Source organism: Thermoflexus sp. (assembly GCF_042408365.1).
In the GTDB taxonomy this organism is placed as follows: Bacteria; Chloroflexota; Anaerolineae; order Thermoflexales; family Thermoflexaceae; genus Thermoflexus.
Window position 1 is genome coordinate 1 of record NZ_JBHOQJ010000268.1, and the last position, 16,579, is coordinate 16,579.

The window sequence follows — 16,579 nt, forward strand, 5'->3', positions numbered from 1 at the left end:
TTGGGGGCCTGCGCGCCTTCGGCGCGCGGCTCGGCCCCCAAAGCCCCCAGGAGGAAACCGCCGATATCCGTATGGGCGTTGCATGAGAGCGGCTGAGTAGTGCTCCTGCCCGATTTGATTTTTGGGCATGACCTAATATGCTCTCCAGCAGTTTCCTTTTGGGGGCTGGGGGCCCACCCGCCTTCGCCACTGCATACCCCAAAAACAAATTTGGATGAAGCGGTAGTTACCTCTCGGCTATCATCTAAATGAACCCAGATGCGGAGGCTGTCCTGGCGTGATGATCCTCAGTCTAAGCTTGACCCCACAGATCACCTTGGTTATGGAAAGGGAATGAATGCTTGTCGCGGGAGCTTCCCCGCGCGACGAAGTCGCGTGGGAAAGGATCGGCGCCCCTACCCCAAAACCCCCATGCCCACACCCACGATCAAGAGGAGCCATGCGCAGAACACCCCGCTTGATCCTCGCCTTCGCCTTCGGCTTTGGCGGAGCGGCGATCGTCTTCACCCTATCCAGCGGACACCGCATCTCGCACGCGGGGAACTCCGGCACCTGGATCACGGCCGTGCACCCGGATGGTCTGTTCGTGGGGGAGCCGGATGAGGCGGTGCAGCTGCTGGTTCTCGGCCCTGCCTCTGTCGATTTGGGTGGATGGACGTTGAGGGATCGCCTGACAGGGACCGGTGGGTTGCGGTTCCCCCCAGGGTTCATCATCACCCCCGGGGTTCCGGCTTGGGTGGCCCACCACGCCCCTTCATTCACCCTGGCCTTTGGGCGCCCACCAGATGCGGCGGTGCTCCGGGATTCAAACGGCTCGCTGGTGGATGCGGTGCTCCACGGTGCAGGCTACACTGAAACACTGGGATGGCCCACCGGTTCAGAGCTACGAGATCCCCGGTGCCCGGAGCGAGGGCCGGATCCTGGTCCGTCGCGTGGACCCAGCGACCAGGCTCCCCATCGACACCGATACAGCCAGCGACTGGGCAGGCGATGCGCAGGATCCGTGGCATGGGCGCCGGAGCGCTACGAGCAACCTTTCCAATTCGCCGGCACGACCTCCGTGACCCTGATCATCGCCCCCGATCACACCTGCGAGGCAGTCGCCGCATGGATCGATGAGGCCCAAGCCTCCATCGTGGGGGAGATGTTCACGCTCGAGCATCCCCGGCTGGCCGAGCGCATGGCCGCGGCAGCGTAAGGGGCAGGCCTCGGGCCTACATCAGAGTTGTGCCTACCCTGGAACACTCACGGGAGGGCACCCACAAGGGGTGCCCCTACATGCAGATGAGGATACCCTTATAGGGGCAGGCCTTGTGCCCGCCCTGGGGCACCCCACCGAACCGAAATGCCATCTTCGTTCCCTATTTCCCGCGGGCGATGATCCGTTCCGCTTCCTCTAACTTCAGGCTCAGAACTTGGGAAGATCCGTCGGACCGCAGCGTAACGCCATACAGCACATCGGCGGCCTCCACGGTCCCCCGATTGTGGGTGATGAGGATGAACTGCGTTCGCTTGGAAAGCTGACGGATCATCTCTCGGAACCGGCCGATGTTCGCCTCATCCAAGGCGGCATCCGCCTCATCTAAAATCACAAAGGGCGAGGGGCGGACCTTGAGGAGGGCGAAGATCAGCGCGAGGGCCGTCAGCGCTTTCTCCCCTCCGGAGAGCATCATCAGGTTCTGGGTTCGCTTCCCAGGCACTCGCACAAAGATCTCCACTTTGGCCTGATCCCAGCTCTCTGCTTCGGTGAGAACGAGGCGGGCGTTACCTCCGCCAAACAACTCGACGAAGGTCTCTTTAAAAGCGCGGCCCACCGCTCGAAAGGTCTCGATAAAGGCCTGCTGCATGCGCTGATCCAGGGCAGCGACCGTTTGCTGGAGAGAAGCCGCCGCGGCCTCCAGATCTGCGATCTGTTCCATCAGGAAAGCATGGCGCTCTTGCAACTCGGCGTATTCCGCGGCGGCCTCCGGGTTGATCGGCCCCAGCCGTCGTAACGCCTGTCGGAGAGCTTCCACTTCGGCTTCCAGGTCCTCCGGCGGCTCAGCGGCACCGGGCTCGAGGGCCCACGCTTCCAGATCGATCTCCCCCTCGCCCAGATGGCGCCATTCTTCCCGCAGGGCCTGTTGAAAAGCGCGAATCTCCCCTTCCCAACGCACCACCTCCAGACGGGCGGCGTGGACCTGCTCCTCCAGCGCGCGGCCGGCCTCGCGCAGGCTCTCGGCTTGCCGCCACGCCTCTTCAAACATCAACTCTGAGGCGAGAAGGGCTCCCATCCCCTGGGCACGCCGGGCCTCCAACTCCTGCAACTCAAGGGCCAACGCCTGCTGCAGGCGCTGCAACTGTTCCCGCTCAGCCTCCAGCACAGCTCGCTGACTGCTTCCCTCCTCAACCGCCCACGTCGCCCACTCCGCTTCCACCGCCTGAAGCGCCTCCTGATGCTGAGCGATCATTTCCTCCAGCTGACGGCGCTGCTCCTCGAGCAACCGCTCCTCCATGCGCAAGCGGGCTAAATCGGCCTCGATGGACTCCAGGCCTAGCGCGGCGATCTCTTTCTCAATCGCAGCTCGGTCTTCCTCCAATGCCTGATGCCTCCCCACCAGCGCCTGGGCCCGGCGGATCAGTTCCCGCTGCTCGGATTCGATCTGCGCCCGCTGCTGCTCCCAGGCGTCAGCCTCGCGTTCTAAGGTTTGAAGGATGCGGGTAGCGTGCTGAATCGCCTCCTCGAGCTCCCAGAGGCGACGCCGAATGGTCTCCCGACGGCCCTCCACCGCCCGACGGGTCTCTTCGATGGCCGCCATCTCCTCCTGGAGCTGCCTCCGCCGAATCCAGCTTTCCTGGAAAGCCGTTTCGGCCTGGCGCAATGTTTCCCGCGCCGCCTGGAGCTGCTCCGACAGCGAGCGCCATGTTCGTTCCTGAGACACCCATACCACCTCTGGGGCGGCGTATCGACCGATCCAGAGAAGCCCCTCCCCACTGATCCGCTCCCCCTCCCGGGTTAGAATCTGAGCCGTGCGGGGAAGCTGACGCCAGAGCGTCACGGCTTGCTCCCAGGTTTCAACCAACCAGATGCCCGCCAGGCGGCCCTCCAGCCATGCCTGCAGCCGAGGCTCCCGCGCCCGCAGGATCGTCACCGCCGGGCGGGCTGGAGGAGCGATCGGCCAGGCAAAAGGCGCAGGCCTCCGGATACGTCCTGTCCGGCCACGAATCGAACGCAACCGTTCGATGCGCAATGCCCCCAGAACCACCACGGGCAGGCCGTGACGGACCAGCGCTCGCATTCGCTCCAAGGCAGCCGAGCTCTGCACCACCAACGCCTGGAGGAGCGGTCCGAGGATGGAGGCAGCGGCCATCTCCCAGCCGGGTTCGATCTCCAGGAAGTCAGCCAACTGCCCCAGCACCCCCGGGAGCCCCGCTGAAAGCACCGCCTGAAGATCCGCATGGAGTCCCTCCATCCTCTCCTGGTGATGGGCGAAGGCCTCCACGTAAGCCTCCAGGTACTCTTCATGGGCCCGAGCCTGAGCCATCGTCTCTCGAGCCCGGCTCACTTCCGCCTCTACCTCCTCCTGTTGACGGCTGATCTGCACGCGTCGCTGCTCCAGCTCCTTCAGGGTCGCCTCTAAAACCTGCATCTCCTCCCGAAGTTTTTCCAACTCTCGCACCCAATTCGCCCGTTCCTCAACCATCCTCTTCCGCGAAACGTCTCGTTGGATCGCCTGGTCTTCCAGTTCCTTCCGCAACTCCTGGAGCGCGGATTGACGATGAGCGATACGCGCCGCCTCTTCCTCTAATTGATGAATGGTCGTCCGGAGTCCCTCTTCCTGGCGACGCAACTCCTCATATCGGATCCGCTTCGGCTCGTAGAGAGCTTCCACGGCCAGGCGCTGCTCTCGAACTTCCTGGAGCCGCCTTTCCAGCGTCTTCCGCTCAACCTCCAGCCTCTCCCGCATCGCTTCCAGCGTCGCCCGCTGAGCCCGGAGAGCTTCCATGCGCTCCTGGCGAGCCTTTGCCTGCCTGGATAAAGCTTGAAGGGCCTCCTCTATCGCCTGTAACCGCTGCTGCAGCGTTGCGGCTTCTTTCTGAAGCCTCTCCCAGATCGCTTCCTGCTCCGCCAGCATCGATTGCTGGTGACGGATCTCCTCCCGAATCGCCAGGGCCCGCTGCTCAGCGGCGGCCTGACGCTCTTGATGCTGAATCCAAGCGGCCTCCGCGTCCGCCAGGGCGATCTGAGCAGCCTCCAAACCCTGCCGCAGCTGAGCCATACGATGGATGGCCCACCGTCGCCATCGCTCCCTGAGCTGAGCGAGGAGCGCTTCATATTGGCGCGCGCGCTCGGCCTGACGGCGAAGGCTGTTCAGCCGAGGCGTAATCTCCGCCAGCAGATCCCGCACCCGTGTCAGGTTCTGTCGGGTGGCCTCCAAGCGCCGCAGGGCCTCCTCCCGTTTCGTCCGGTACAGAGCGATCCCAGCCGCCTCCTCAAACAGCGCCCGTCGTTCCTCCGGCCGCATCCGGAGCACTTCATCCACCACCCCCTGCCCAATGACCGTATAGGTTCGTCGAGCCAGCGGAGTGGATCCCAAAAGCTCCTGGATGTCCCGCAGGCGCACCCGATTCCCGTTCAGGAAATACTCGCTTTCCCCGTCCCGATAAACCCGACGGGTGATCGCGATCTCCACGAACTCCACCGGCAGCTGGCTGTCGGAGTTATCGAAGATCAGGGTGACCTCGGCCATGCCGGCGCGGGGGCGTTGATCGCTTCCCGCGAAGATGAGATCTTCGCTCCGGCGGACCCGCAGGGTGGAAAGGCTTTGCTCCCCCAGAACCCAGCGGACCGCCTCCGCGATGTTGCTCTTGCCGCTCCCGTTCGGGCCCACAATAGCGGTCACTTGCCCTGGGAACTCAAGGCGGATTGGTTCCGCGAAGCTCTTAAAGCCATGAAGCTCCAGCGCCTTAAGCCGCATGGATGCTCACGCTCCCACCAAGATTAGAGCTTATCTCGCGCGATCTCACCCCATCCATAAAGCGCTATTGCTCCTTCCCTTTTCGTTTTGAGGATGTGAAGTGGTGAGCTGCCAATGGCCCCATCCCCCAGGGGACCAAAACCGAAAATCAAATGTGGAAGAAGCACGATTTTTCGCCCTCTTTCCGAGACTTCAGGGGCGAATGTCCCTTTCACCGCACGCAAGGGTTGAAATCCGCCCCCAACCAGACCCGATAAGGGGCTTCGGCGCCCGGCTCCGGGGCGATCTCCAGACGGGACCGGGGGAGGCGAAAAGCGTGCAGAAGGGCTTGATTGGTCGCGGGAGCGACCGTCGAGACCAGCACGCTCACCCGCGTAGGCTGTCCATCCGGCGCAGCCTCCACCATACGGGCTACCTCGAACCCGGCCTCCCGCAGGATTTCTGCGGCCAGCTCCCCATAGAGCGGATTCCCGCTGGCGTTGATGATCTCGACCCATGCGACCGGCTGTGCTCTCGACGGCAATGGACCCAACAGGAAACGTTCCAGATAAGCGTAGGTCTGTTCCGTTGGCAAGTAAATAGATAATTCGAGCCCCTCTGTTGTGGAGATCTGAGAAGATGCCACAGCCTGGTGAAGCCAGCCGCGGGCGATGCGGCTTCGATCCAGGCGCATCCCGATAGAAGCCAGCCAGACCACCTCATCCAACCCCAAATCCGTCTGCACCGTCTGGCGGATCCCGGACCAGAGGGATGGAATACGCAGGAGCCACCCTCCCGCCTTCAGGCGATCCAGCATCCCTTCCAGCACCTGTTGCTGGCGACGCGAGCGATCGAGATCGCCGGTCGAATAGCGGGATCGCATATACCACAGGGCGTGCTTGCCGTCCAGATGGTAACGACCCGGCGTGGGAAGGGAGAGGGTCCCAGTGATCGCAGGGTTGTCGGGATCCGGGAACACGTCATAAAGCGGACATCGCACCGTTACTTCCACACCCCCCAGGGTGTCGATGATCGTCCGCATCCCTTCGAAGTTCACCAGGGCATAACCATGAGCTTGAATTCCCAAATTATAGCGAAGGGTATCCTGAAGCAGGCCATAGCCACCGCCCGGATAGCGAGAGAGCTCCCCATGGGCGTAGGCGGTGTTGATCTTATTGAATCCCCATCCCGGTATATACACCCATAGGTCGCGCGGGATGCTCAGCAACCGCACCGAGGGCTCCTCAGGATCGATCGAGGCCAGGATGATCGTATCCGTTCGTCCAACGCGCTCACCCGGCCGCTGATCGCTTCCCAGCAACAACAGGTTGACCCGTTTCGGAGGGAAAGGGAGAAGCGCTCGGGGATCCGGGATCCCCTCCGGGCCTTCCCCAAGAGGCACCGGCCGGGGGGTTGCAGTAGCCACCCATCGGGCCGGGAATGCTGGCGTGGCCGTGGGAGGCACAGGAGTGGGCGTGGGGGTCGCCGTGCGCGAAAGAGTCGGCATGGGCGTTGGAGATACGGTCGCCGCCAGCAAAACAACCGGTTCCTCCTCCAGAGGAATCGTGGGTGCGAGATCCCTGGGCCCGTTCAGGAAATGGATGGGGCCAATGGATTGCCCTCCCCCCACGACGCTGTAGCTCATCAAGAATATGCCTTGGATGAGCATCATCAATCCGATAAGCGCCAGAGCCCTTCCGAACCAGCGGATGAACATGGAAGCGCCTCAGAGAAACGATGGGTGGTCAGCAGGGCTTAATCCGCATTTGCTTTAGAGATACGCGGTGGAAGAAGCGGATGGCCCCTTCCCTCTTTCGGGGCTGGGCCGGGGGCCTTCGGCCTCCGGCCCAGCCCCGAAAAACCCAAATTTACGTTGGGTCCCCTGGGGGTTGGGGGCGAGCCGGGCGCGCCCCCAAGTCCCTACGGATCCGTTGATTTTTAAACTTCATAAGCGCCCGACCACCAGCAGGCTGCGAGGCGGGAGATTTGGGAGGAAGCTAAGGGTAGGGCCGCGGAAAGAAGGTGAGAGATTTCAGCCCCCAGAAATCAGGCGAGCCCCCTGCATCTGACCGCGCAGGAAAACTTCCAGTGCCTCTTTCTGGTCCTCCCCCGCTTCCACCCCCGCCAGCTGCTCCAACAACCAGCCGATGATCGTCGGGTTCAATTGCGCCACTCGGGCGATCCATTCCCGGATCCGCTCCGCCCGGGTGGGCTCTGGATCATGGAAGAGCTCCAGCAAACGCCGAGCGAAGGGTCCGGAGGTGACTGGAATCTGATTATCGAAGAAGGCTGACAGGGCGTAATGGAGCATGAAATCCACCAGGCCCCGGAGCTTCTCCCAAACTGGATCCCCTGGGATCATCAAAGCGATAAAGGCGTGATAATAAGGGAGAGCGCCTGCAAAGTCCCGACGGTTATTGAAGAGCTCGCCCGCGCGCACGGAACAGTAACTGGCCGCCCGCCAACGGATCTCATACGGGCCGATCCCTGGAGTGCGAGCCTCCCACAGATCCAGGGTCATCCGCAGAGCCAGACGGAAGCGCTCCAGCGCCATCGGGAAGTTCCGATCTCGTCGATAGCTCATCCCCTCCTCAAACAGCGCCCGCGCATCCCCCAGCGAAGGCGTGATCCCAGAAGGATAAGTCACGCTGGCCAAATCCGCATACAGAACCTCGAACACCTGGCCCTGCAATGGATTCTCACGCGGGATCCAGTGGAAGACCCCGTTTTCCGCCGCCAGAAGGCCCTCCCGAACCATCCCGCGAAGAATGGATTCTAAGTCCCCCACTGGAAGCCCCATGAGGAAGGCCAGGGCCTCTGGCTCCAGCGGCCAGTTCGCCAGGCCCAGGAATCGGATCAGCCCGCTCTCGGCTGCTTCGATGAACCGCTTTAAGCCAGCCACTCGCACCCCCTGGATTGGGATGAAGAACGAAGGCGGAAGCGGGCCAAAGGAGAGAACCGGGCCCAGGAGCAATAGCCACCCGAGCTCCTGCCGGCCATTGGCCTCCATCTCAAGGCCCTCCCAGTTCGTTCGCTCCAGCCAACGGGCGATGGTGAGATCGGCCATCCCCGCCCGTAGGGTCTCAAAGAGACGAGTGAGCCCCATCCGCCGGGTCGTGGGCTCCAGCAACACAAACCCCCAATCCTGGAGATAACGACGATAGCGCTCGGCGGTCCCCACGATCTCAGAGGTCGGAGCCTGGACAAGGGTCGGAGCCTCTGCAGCGGACCCTGCAACAACCGGCTGGACCTCCGCCTCGGGAGCGATCAGGGTGTCGTAATAAATGAACTCATCGCATAAGGCAGGGATGAGATCGCTGGTTGCCCCTTGCACGCCCACGCCGATTACGAACTTGCCATGCTCCCGGAGGCGGGTGATGAGGCTGGAGAAATCGCTATCCCCGGAGATGATCGCAAAGACTTGAATCTCCGGATGGGTGAACAGGGTCTCTATGGCATCAATTGCCATACGCACATCGGCGCGATTGCGGGCGATCTTATGGCCATAGGAATAGATCTGAACCAAATCCACCCCGTGCCGCAGAAGTTCGTCCCGATACTTGGTGAAACGGGACCAGTCCCCATAGGCGCGTTTCAGAACCAGCCGCCCCCGCCGTTCAAGCTCAGCGAACAGACGATTCAAATCCAAGGTATAATAGCGGCTTTCCGCTGCTGTAGCGATGTTCTCAAAATCAATGAAGACCGCCATTTCAGATTGCGTTCGACGTGCCATAGGCACTCCCAGAGGACAGGATCGGAAGCAGAAAACCTCAAATCCCCTAAACAAGAGAAGCCAAGTAGGGCGACCGATAGGCCCGGTCGCGCATAATTCATCATAATCCTGATCGCCAGGGATTGCTTAAAAATCGAGGGGAGACCGACCCCATCCCACGGCCCCAACCAACCGAAATTCCCTGCCGCAAGATCATCCCACGCGTTGGAGCGACCCAGGCCATTGGGTTGCGGAAAAGACGCTGAAAGAAGGAGAGGGGAGTAAATTGAATATGGGGCGACGGACCGTCCCACTCCTAAAACCCGGATCCCAGAAGGGAAAAAGAAGCGAGGATGACGTAGGGGCCTTGTCCCCTACACCTATTCCCCTGATCCCTTGTTCAGCAAAGGCTGGTCATGTCACAGCTCGTAACTCCCGATTATGTGATCATCTTCGATGGCGGAAGCCGGGGCAATCCTGGCCCAGGTTACGGCTCCTACATCATCCGAACCCGAGATGGGCGAGAGGATCGGCGTCGGTTAACCTTTGATGAAGAAATGACGAACAACGAAGCGGAGTATCGAACGTTGATCGCCGCCCTGGATGATCTGATCGGTCGGATCCAAAAGGCCGGGAAAGACCCATCCGCCTTCAGCCTGGAGATCCGAGGGGATAGCCAGCTGGTCCTCGCCCAGCTTCGGGGGATCTTCCGGGTTCGAGCCCCGCATCTCCGGCCTCTTTGGGAGACCGCCCGAGAGCGCCTGAGCCAGTTTCGGACCGCACGGCTGGTCTGGCAGCCCCGGAAAGCCTCCGCCTCGGAGCTTGGGCATTAAGGGGCGGGAAGGCTTCCGGTAGCGCCCCCCCGCCCCAAGTCCCCCTATAGGAGTTACGCGGTTGGTTTCCTCATGGGGACTTGGGGGGTGGGGCCCTTCCCCCTCCTCCCATGGATCCCGAACTGCGTAACTCCTACCTTTACAGATACAAAAGCCAGAGGTCCTATCTTCACCCACGCCGCCGCAAGAAAGCCGGGATGTCCAGATCGCCCTCATTGAAACTGCGTTCGGCGGGGGTGGGCCGCCGAGCTTCCTCCGGACGGGGGGTTCCGGGCTCAGACCGGGCGGGCGCGGCCGCCTGGGCCGGGCGGCGGCCTGGAACCGCAGGGCGCTCAAACCCGGTGGCGATGACGGTGATCCGCAATCGGTTCTCCATCGCCTCATCGATGACCGCGCCGAAAATGATGTTGGCCTCGGGATGGGCGGCCTGACGGATGATCTCCGCCGCCTGATAAACTTCGTGGAGCGTCAGATCCGGGCCGCCCGTGACGTTGAACAGGATGCCCCGGGCGCCGTCAATGGTGACTTCCAACAGCCGGCTGGAGATGGCTTGCTGGGCAGCCTCCACGGCCCGGTTCTCCCCCGATGCCTCCCCGATCGCCATCAGGGCAGCCCCGCCCTCCGCCATGATCGTACGCACGTCAGCAAAGTCCAGGTTGATTAGGCCGGGGACCGTGATCAGCTCGCTGATCCCCTGGATCCCCTGGCGGAGCACCTCATCCGCCATCCGGAAGGCCTGGACCAGGGTGACCTTCTTATCGGTGATCTCCAACAAACGATCATTCGGGATCACAATAAGAGTGTCCACGTTCTCCTTCAAGCGGGCGATCCCTTCCTCCGCAGTCTTGGCACGACGCGGCCCCTCGAAGGAGAACGGCCGCGTGACCACCCCAATGGTCAGGGCCCCCACCTCCCGGGCAATCCGAGCGATCACCGGACTGGCTCCGGTCCCGGTCCCACCCCCCATGCCTGCGGTAATGAAGATCATATCCGAACCCCGAAGCGCCTCATAGATGAGGTCGGCCGACTCCTCCGCGGCCTTATAGCCGATTTCGGGGTTCCCCCCCGCCCCCAGCCCGCGGGTGATCTTCTCCCCGATGTGAATGCGGCGATCCGCCTTGGCCAGAGAGAGCGCCTGCGCATCGGTGTTGACGGCAATAAACTCCACCCCCCGAAGCCCCTCCTCGATCATACGATTCACCGCATTGCTGCCCCCGCCGCCTACACCGATCACCCGAATTTTGGCTGGGGTCTGACCGGTCGCCATCGCATCCATCGTCCACCTCCTACAGCAGAGATCCGGATCAGCCCGGGGCCAGCGGAACGGCCCCAGGCGGGATTCCCGATTGGAACCCATCTGGGATGGTCACCCCTCTCAGTGACGATCCGCCATGGTCCTATTCGCGCCCACATTCATAAGCAGCTCCCATGCCCTCTCACCCTGGCAACATCTCCCGAAGGAACCCTCGCAGGGCCCGCCATGCCCGACCCAACCATGAATCCCCAGAGGATGTATAACCGGTTGCCACATCCATCCGAAGGCCCCAGCGCAGCAGGCCCACCGCTGTGGCGAACATCGGCGAACGAAGGGTCTCCGCCAGCCCTCCCAGATCCCATGGCATGCCTACGCGGACAGGCATCTCGGTGACTTCGCGCGCAACCTCGCGGATCCCTGGCAGCAGGGCAGTGCCCCCGCAGAGAACCAGGCCCGCCGGGAGCAACCGTTCGTAGCCAGAGGCTCGGAGATCTTTCAAGACCAGCTGGAAGATCTCCTGAACCCGTGCCTCGATGATCTCCGCCATCTCCCGGCGGGAGCAAGTCAGCGACCCGTTCTCCCCAAACCCCTGCACGGTGATCTGTTCTTCCGCCGCGATCGCGTGGGCCGCCGCATGGCCGTATTTGATCTTGATCTCCTCAGCCACCGTGGCTGGGATATGCAGGCCGTAAGCCAGGTCATTGGTGATGTGCTGACCCCCCACCGGGATCACCGCCGTATGGGCAACGCTTCCTTCCACGAAGACCGCCAAATCTGTCGTTCCCGCCCCGATGTCCACCAGGGCCACTCCCATCTCCCGCTCCCCTTCCGTGATCACTGCCTCGGCGGAGGCCAGCGGGGAGAGAACGAATTCCTCCACGGCGATCTGGGCCGCCTCGATACAGCGGCGCAGGTTGGTCAACGGGCCCACCTGGGCGGTCACAATATGGACCTCCGCCTCCAGCCGGAATCCATACATCCCCAAGGGATCGCGGATCCCCTCCTGGCCATCGACAATAAATGACCTCGGGAGAACATGGAGGATCTCATGGGAATGGGGAATGGCGATCGTCCGGGCGTTCTCCACGGCCCGCTGTACATCGGCCGGGCTGATCCCCCGATCCCCCCGCATCACCGAAGCGGTCCCCCGGCTGTTGACGGAGGCGATGTAGGGTCCGGCGATGCCCACAATGGCCCGGCGGATTTGATAGCCGCTCGTGCGCTCCGCTTTCTCCACAGAGGCCGCAATGGCCTCGGTGGCCTCAGCGATGTTCACCACCACACCCCGTCGGATCCCCCGGGCTGGGACGACCCCAACGCCCAGGATCCGAAGCATTCCTGCCTCATCCGCCTCGCCCACCAGGGTGCAGATCTTGCTGGTCCCAATATCCATCGCCACCAGCGTCATTGATGAAACCTCTCGCGCTTTTAGTGGATCTTCAGGGGTTGGAGTCCGCCGAAAGCAGTCCCCACCCCCGAAGGTACTACGCTCAGCGTTCAGGCGTTTGAAAGCCAACCGCTGGCGCTTCCGGAACCCGTAAATCCAGATAGGCAGGGCGTTGGCCCTGGGCTGCGAGAATGTCCCGGAGAGCACGCCAGACAACCGCTCGCTCCGACATCGAGCCGAATTCTCCCAGCAGCACAGACCAGCCGTAGGGATCTACGAAGGAGAACCCCCGTCCAACTTCGTATCGGAAGACGGTGATCTCTGAGAACGCCTGACCCAGCTCCTGCATCCGCTTCCATAACCGTGGATCCACCCGCTGGCCAGGGATGAGGGGCGGCAGGCCGTCAACTTCCAACCGCCGTTGCGCCATGGCGAACTCCCCTTCCACGGCCCGACCCTCTTCATCCAGGATCAACCTCAGGTCCCCGCTCACCCATTCCCACGGCGCCTGCCCTTCCACAACGAACAAGGTGCAGAACGCCGGCCACCGGCAGCGCACCTCCGCCGAGGTTAAAGTGGGGAAGCGACGACGGACGGCTGCAGCGGCTCCCTCCGGATCCACCCAGAAGATGTGCAGCCCATCGATTCCGCTGGCCGCCGCCAAGATCTCAGGGGGAAGCGCGCGAACGCCCGCGATATCCAGCCGGGTATAGAAGGCGTCATGAAACAGCAAGAACCCGCCCAGGATCGCCCATAATCCCAGCAACCCTCCCGCTACCCACCGGGAACCCGCCGGCCGGAGGGTCCAAACGGCTACCGCCATCGTGACTGGGCTCACCGCGTGGAAGGTCCGCCCTCGTCTTCTTGTGACGCGCCGTCGGTGCGAACGGAGGAAAGCCATGTCAACCCCTCGTAAGCAATGGCATCCCGCTGACGATCCTGATAACGCTCCAGCGCCAGCTCGATCAGTCGATCCAGCAATTCGGAATAAGACAGGCCGCTGGCCTCCCACAGGCGCGGATACATGCTGACGGCCGTAAAACCCGGTATGGTGTTGATCTCGTTCACCACCAGCTCCCCGGTCTCCCGGGAGAGCAGGAAATCCACCCGCGCCATCCCACAGGCGTCGATCGCCCGGAAGGCTTCGATCGCCAGCGCCCGGATTCGTTCCGTCAATACCTCATCCAGCGGCGCAGGGATCACCAGCTGGGTCCGGTCGTCCAGATACTTCGCGGCATAGTCATAGAACTCCCCCGCCGGGATCACCTCGCCGGGCACGGAGGCGATGGGGTCCTCATTCCCTAACACGCTCACCTCGATCTCCCGGGCCGACGGGATCGCCCGCTCGACCAGCATCTTCCGTCCATAACGGGCCGCCTCTGCCAGGGCGGCCGGGAGCTCCTCCCGCCGCTTCACCTTCGAAACGCCTACGCTGGACCCCAGGTTGGCGGGTTTGACGAAGCACGGGAACCCGATCTCCTGCTCTGCTCGATCCATCACCCCCTCAGGATCCCGTTCCCACTCTCGTCGGTAGACCACAATATAACGCGCCACGGGGAGCCCATGGGCCCGGAAGACGTCCTTCATCACCGCTTTGTCCATCCCCACCGCCGAGGCCAACACCCCCGCCCCCACGTAGGGGATATCCGCCAGCTCCAGCAACCCCTGGACCGTCCCATCCTCCCCAAAAGGCCCATGGAGCACCGGGAAGATCACATCCAACTCCGGGATCCCATCCGCATGAACCCCAGGGATCAGCTCCCGACGCCGAGGGGTAGCCAGTGGGGCTGCGGATTCCGGTTCCACCACAGGCGCCGTTCCAAGCAAATCGGCCATCGTGATCGCCCCCCCGGTCAGGGCCTTCATGGGATCCCCTCGGGTCAGCCAGCGGCCCTCCTTGGTGATCCCAATCGGGATCACCTCATATTTGGTCTTATCCAGCGCCCGAATGACCGACTGGGCCGACAGGAGGCTCACCTCGTGCTCCCCCGATTTCCCCCCGAACAGCACACCCACCCGGATCCGTCGTTTCATCTTCCCACTCTCCCAGGAACTCGATCTCCGGCTCCAGGAGAACGCCGAATTGCTCCTGCACGCGCCGCTGGACCTCGGCCATCAACGCTCGCACCTCAGCAGCTGTGCCGTTTCCTTCGTTGATAAAGAAGTTCGCATGTAGAGTGGAGATCACAATCCCCCCTCGCCGGGCCCCCTTCAAGCCGGCCGCTTCGATCAGACGGCCGGCGTAATCCCCCGGCGGGTTCCGGAACATGGAGCCGATGCTGGCTCCTCCCGGCTGCGTGCGTCGGCGATAGGCACTGAAGGCCGCCATTCGTTCCAGAATCGCCTCCGGATCCTCCGGCCGAAGGGCGAAGCGGGCGGCGAGGACCACCGGCCGTGGTCTTGTCGGCCACGTTTTCAGCCGGCTGCTTCGATAGCTCAGCGCGAGCTGTTCCGCCGGCCAGGTCACAAGGCCATCTCCCGGCAACAACAATTCCACCACCTCCAAGCAGCTCGCGATGTCCCCCCCATGGGCTCCCGCATTGCCCACGACGGCCCCACCGACCGTGCCGGGAACCCCAATGGCCCACTCCAGACCCGCCCATCCCCGCTCGGCGCACAGCCGGGCCAGCGTCGGCAAAAGCACCCCCGAGGTCGCCCAGACTCGCCCATCGCTTTCAAAACGCAGCGTCCGGGCCCGGTTCAACACCACCAGCCCCCGCACTCCGCGATCGGCGATGAGAACGTTAGAGCCTCCGCCCAATAGGGTGATCGGGATCCCATCTGCCCATGCCGCCTGGACCACTTCCGCCAGCGCCTGGACATCCTCGACAACGACCAGCGCATCCGCCGGCCCCCCAATCCGAGCTGTGGTGAACCGGGCCAGTGGAACATCCCGATACAGAGTCAGCCCCCAGCGTTGGAGGACCTCGGCTAAAGCTTCGCCGGGAATGGCCTTCCGCTCCGACATCATCCACCTTTCTCCAGGCAGCTCAAGCGCTCTAACAGCTGCTCTCCGATTCGATAACCATCCCCTGCCCCCAGGGTCAGCACCACATCCCCCGGCCGCACACGGTTGCACAAGTAAGCGACCACCGCTTCGAAATCCGGGAGATAGCAAGCATCCGCATGGGCCATTCGATCCACAATGTCCTGACTGCTCACCCCCAGCGAATCGGTCTCCCGCGCGGCGTAGATCGGCGTCAGGATGACGTGATCGGCGTCCTCAAAGGCCCGGGCGAACTCCTCCAGCAAAGCCCGGGTCCGGCTGTAGGTGTGGGGTTGGAACACCGCCCAGATGGAGCGACCCGGGTAACGGGCGCGGGCCGCCCGTAGGGTAGCCCGGATCTCCCCCGGATGATGGGCATAATCATCGATGATCAGCACTCCCCATGCCTCCCCCTTCACCTCAAAGCGCCGCGCCGTCCCAGGGAATTGAGACAATGCCTCCAGCGCCATCGCGGGAGGGATACCCGCTGCCTCCGCGGCGGCCAGGGCGGCCAGTGCGTTCAGACCATGATGGTGCCCAGGAACCCGAAGAGATAGCTCGCCGATCCGCTGCGCCCCTCGATAGACCTCGAAACGATCCACCCCTAGGGGCTGGGCCCACCATGGAGCCGGCGGTCCCCATCCATACCGCACCACCCGCCGGCCCTGCGCTTCCATGAGATCCCCCAGACGGCGTGCCCCGGGATCCGCGTGGCAGAGCACCAAGATCCCCTCCAGCGGCACCTGCTCCGCGAACGCTCGGAATGCCTCGAAGAATGTCTCCGGCGTCGGATAACAATCGGGGTGATCATGCTCAATCGTCGTCACCACGGCGATCCGTGGCCGCAGGCCCAGGAACATCCGGTCGTATTCATCCGCCTCCACGATGAACAGATCCCCCTTCCCCGCCCGTGCGTTCCGCTCCAACCCTCGGATCAGGCCGCCGACGATGAAGGTCGGATCCCGGCCGGCGGCCATGGCAATCCAGGCCAGCATCGCGGTGGTGGTGGTCTTCCCATGCGTCCCGGCCACCGCGATCCCCAGCCGATCAGCCATCAGCGCGCCGATCACTGCCTCCCGCTTCACTACGGCTCGGCCCTGGGCCTCCGCCGCGCGAACCTCCGGATGATCCGCCGGGATCGCCGACGAACGTACCAGCACCTCCGCGTTCTGCACGTGGGTGGGATCGTGGCCGATGTGGACCGGGATCCCTATCTTTCGCAGGGCCTCGACGAAAGGCGAGGAGGAGCGATCGCAGCCGCTTACCGCATAGCCGGACTCGTGCAACACAATCGCCAGGGCCGAGAGCCCGGCGCCGCCAATGCCCATCATGTGGAAGGCCATACACGGCCGCAGCGGGATCATTCCCCCTCCACTTTTCCGTTCCGTCTCACCTTACGGCTGGAGCCCTAACAAGTGAAAGCGCGGGGTCTTCCTCGCCGGAGTTTGGGAACGGAGCCCCTTGCTCCC

11 protein-coding genes are annotated in these 16,579 nt (G+C 63.2%); 2 read left to right on the plus strand and 9 right to left on the minus strand.

Translation table 11 applies throughout. From position 1 onward, the window contains the following. Positions 1-439 precede the first annotated feature (439 nt). On the plus strand, positions 440-1,198 hold the full coding sequence (locus tag ACFMO5_RS12150) for a hypothetical protein (protein WP_376793019.1): 759 nt from the start codon (positions 440-442) through the stop codon (positions 1,196-1,198). Positions 1,199-1,361: 163 nt separating this feature from the next. Here ACFMO5_RS12150 and smc read toward each other — a convergent pair whose 3' ends face one another. The 3 genes from smc to ACFMO5_RS12165 all read right to left on the minus strand — a co-directional run bounded on the left by smc (position 1,362) and on the right by ACFMO5_RS12165 (position 8,670). Next, positions 1,362-4,958 (minus strand): chromosome segregation protein SMC, encoded by a 3,597-nt coding sequence (gene smc / locus ACFMO5_RS12155; RefSeq protein ID WP_376793020.1) that lies wholly within the window; start codon positions 4,956-4,958, stop codon positions 1,362-1,364. A 211-nt stretch (positions 4,959-5,169) separates the two neighbouring features. After that, positions 5,170-6,654: an LCP family protein gene (locus ACFMO5_RS12160; RefSeq protein WP_376793021.1), complete on the minus strand. Its 1,485-nt coding sequence runs from the start codon at positions 6,652-6,654 to the stop codon at positions 5,170-5,172. Between the two features lie 315 nt (positions 6,655-6,969). Beyond that, complete coding sequence (locus ACFMO5_RS12165; RefSeq protein WP_376793022.1) at positions 6,970-8,670, minus strand: NYN domain-containing protein; 1,701 nt, start codon at positions 8,668-8,670, stop codon at positions 6,970-6,972. Positions 8,671-9,065: 395 nt separating this feature from the next. Between ACFMO5_RS12165 and ACFMO5_RS12170 the strand changes: the two genes are divergently transcribed. After that, entirely contained in the window at positions 9,066-9,482 is a 417-nt protein-coding gene (locus ACFMO5_RS12170; RefSeq protein WP_376793023.1) for a ribonuclease HI family protein, read from the plus strand. A gap of 169 nt (positions 9,483-9,651) precedes the next feature. Here ACFMO5_RS12170 and ftsZ read toward each other — a convergent pair whose 3' ends face one another. The 6 genes from ftsZ to murC all read right to left on the minus strand — a co-directional run bounded on the left by ftsZ (position 9,652) and on the right by murC (position 16,474). Next, on the minus strand, positions 9,652-10,758 hold the full coding sequence (ftsZ, locus tag ACFMO5_RS12175; RefSeq protein WP_376793024.1) for a cell division protein FtsZ: 1,107 nt from the start codon (positions 10,756-10,758) through the stop codon (positions 9,652-9,654). Between the two features lie 160 nt (positions 10,759-10,918). Then, on the minus strand, positions 10,919-12,145 hold the full coding sequence (gene ftsA / locus ACFMO5_RS12180) for a cell division protein FtsA (RefSeq protein ID WP_376793025.1): 1,227 nt from the start codon (positions 12,143-12,145) through the stop codon (positions 10,919-10,921). 82 nt (positions 12,146-12,227) lie between these two features. After that, a complete protein-coding gene (locus ACFMO5_RS12185) occupies positions 12,228-13,025 on the minus strand; it encodes a cell division protein FtsQ/DivIB (RefSeq protein ID WP_376793039.1) in 798 nt (265 codons plus the stop codon). Then, positions 12,959-14,158: a D-alanine--D-alanine ligase gene (locus ACFMO5_RS12190; RefSeq protein ID WP_376793026.1), complete on the minus strand. Its 1,200-nt coding sequence runs from the start codon at positions 14,156-14,158 to the stop codon at positions 12,959-12,961. Before ACFMO5_RS12190 ends, ACFMO5_RS12185 begins: the two co-directional genes overlap by 67 nt. Continuing rightward, a complete protein-coding gene (murB, locus tag ACFMO5_RS12195) occupies positions 14,058-15,092 on the minus strand; it encodes a UDP-N-acetylmuramate dehydrogenase (RefSeq protein WP_376793027.1) in 1,035 nt (344 codons plus the stop codon). The genes ACFMO5_RS12190 and murB overlap by 101 nt, the downstream gene beginning before the upstream one ends. Continuing rightward, complete coding sequence (gene murC, locus ACFMO5_RS12200; protein ID WP_376793028.1) at positions 15,092-16,474, minus strand: UDP-N-acetylmuramate--L-alanine ligase; 1,383 nt, start codon at positions 16,472-16,474, stop codon at positions 15,092-15,094. Before murC ends, murB begins: the two co-directional genes overlap by 1 nt. Between the last annotated feature and the right edge of the window lie 105 nt (positions 16,475-16,579).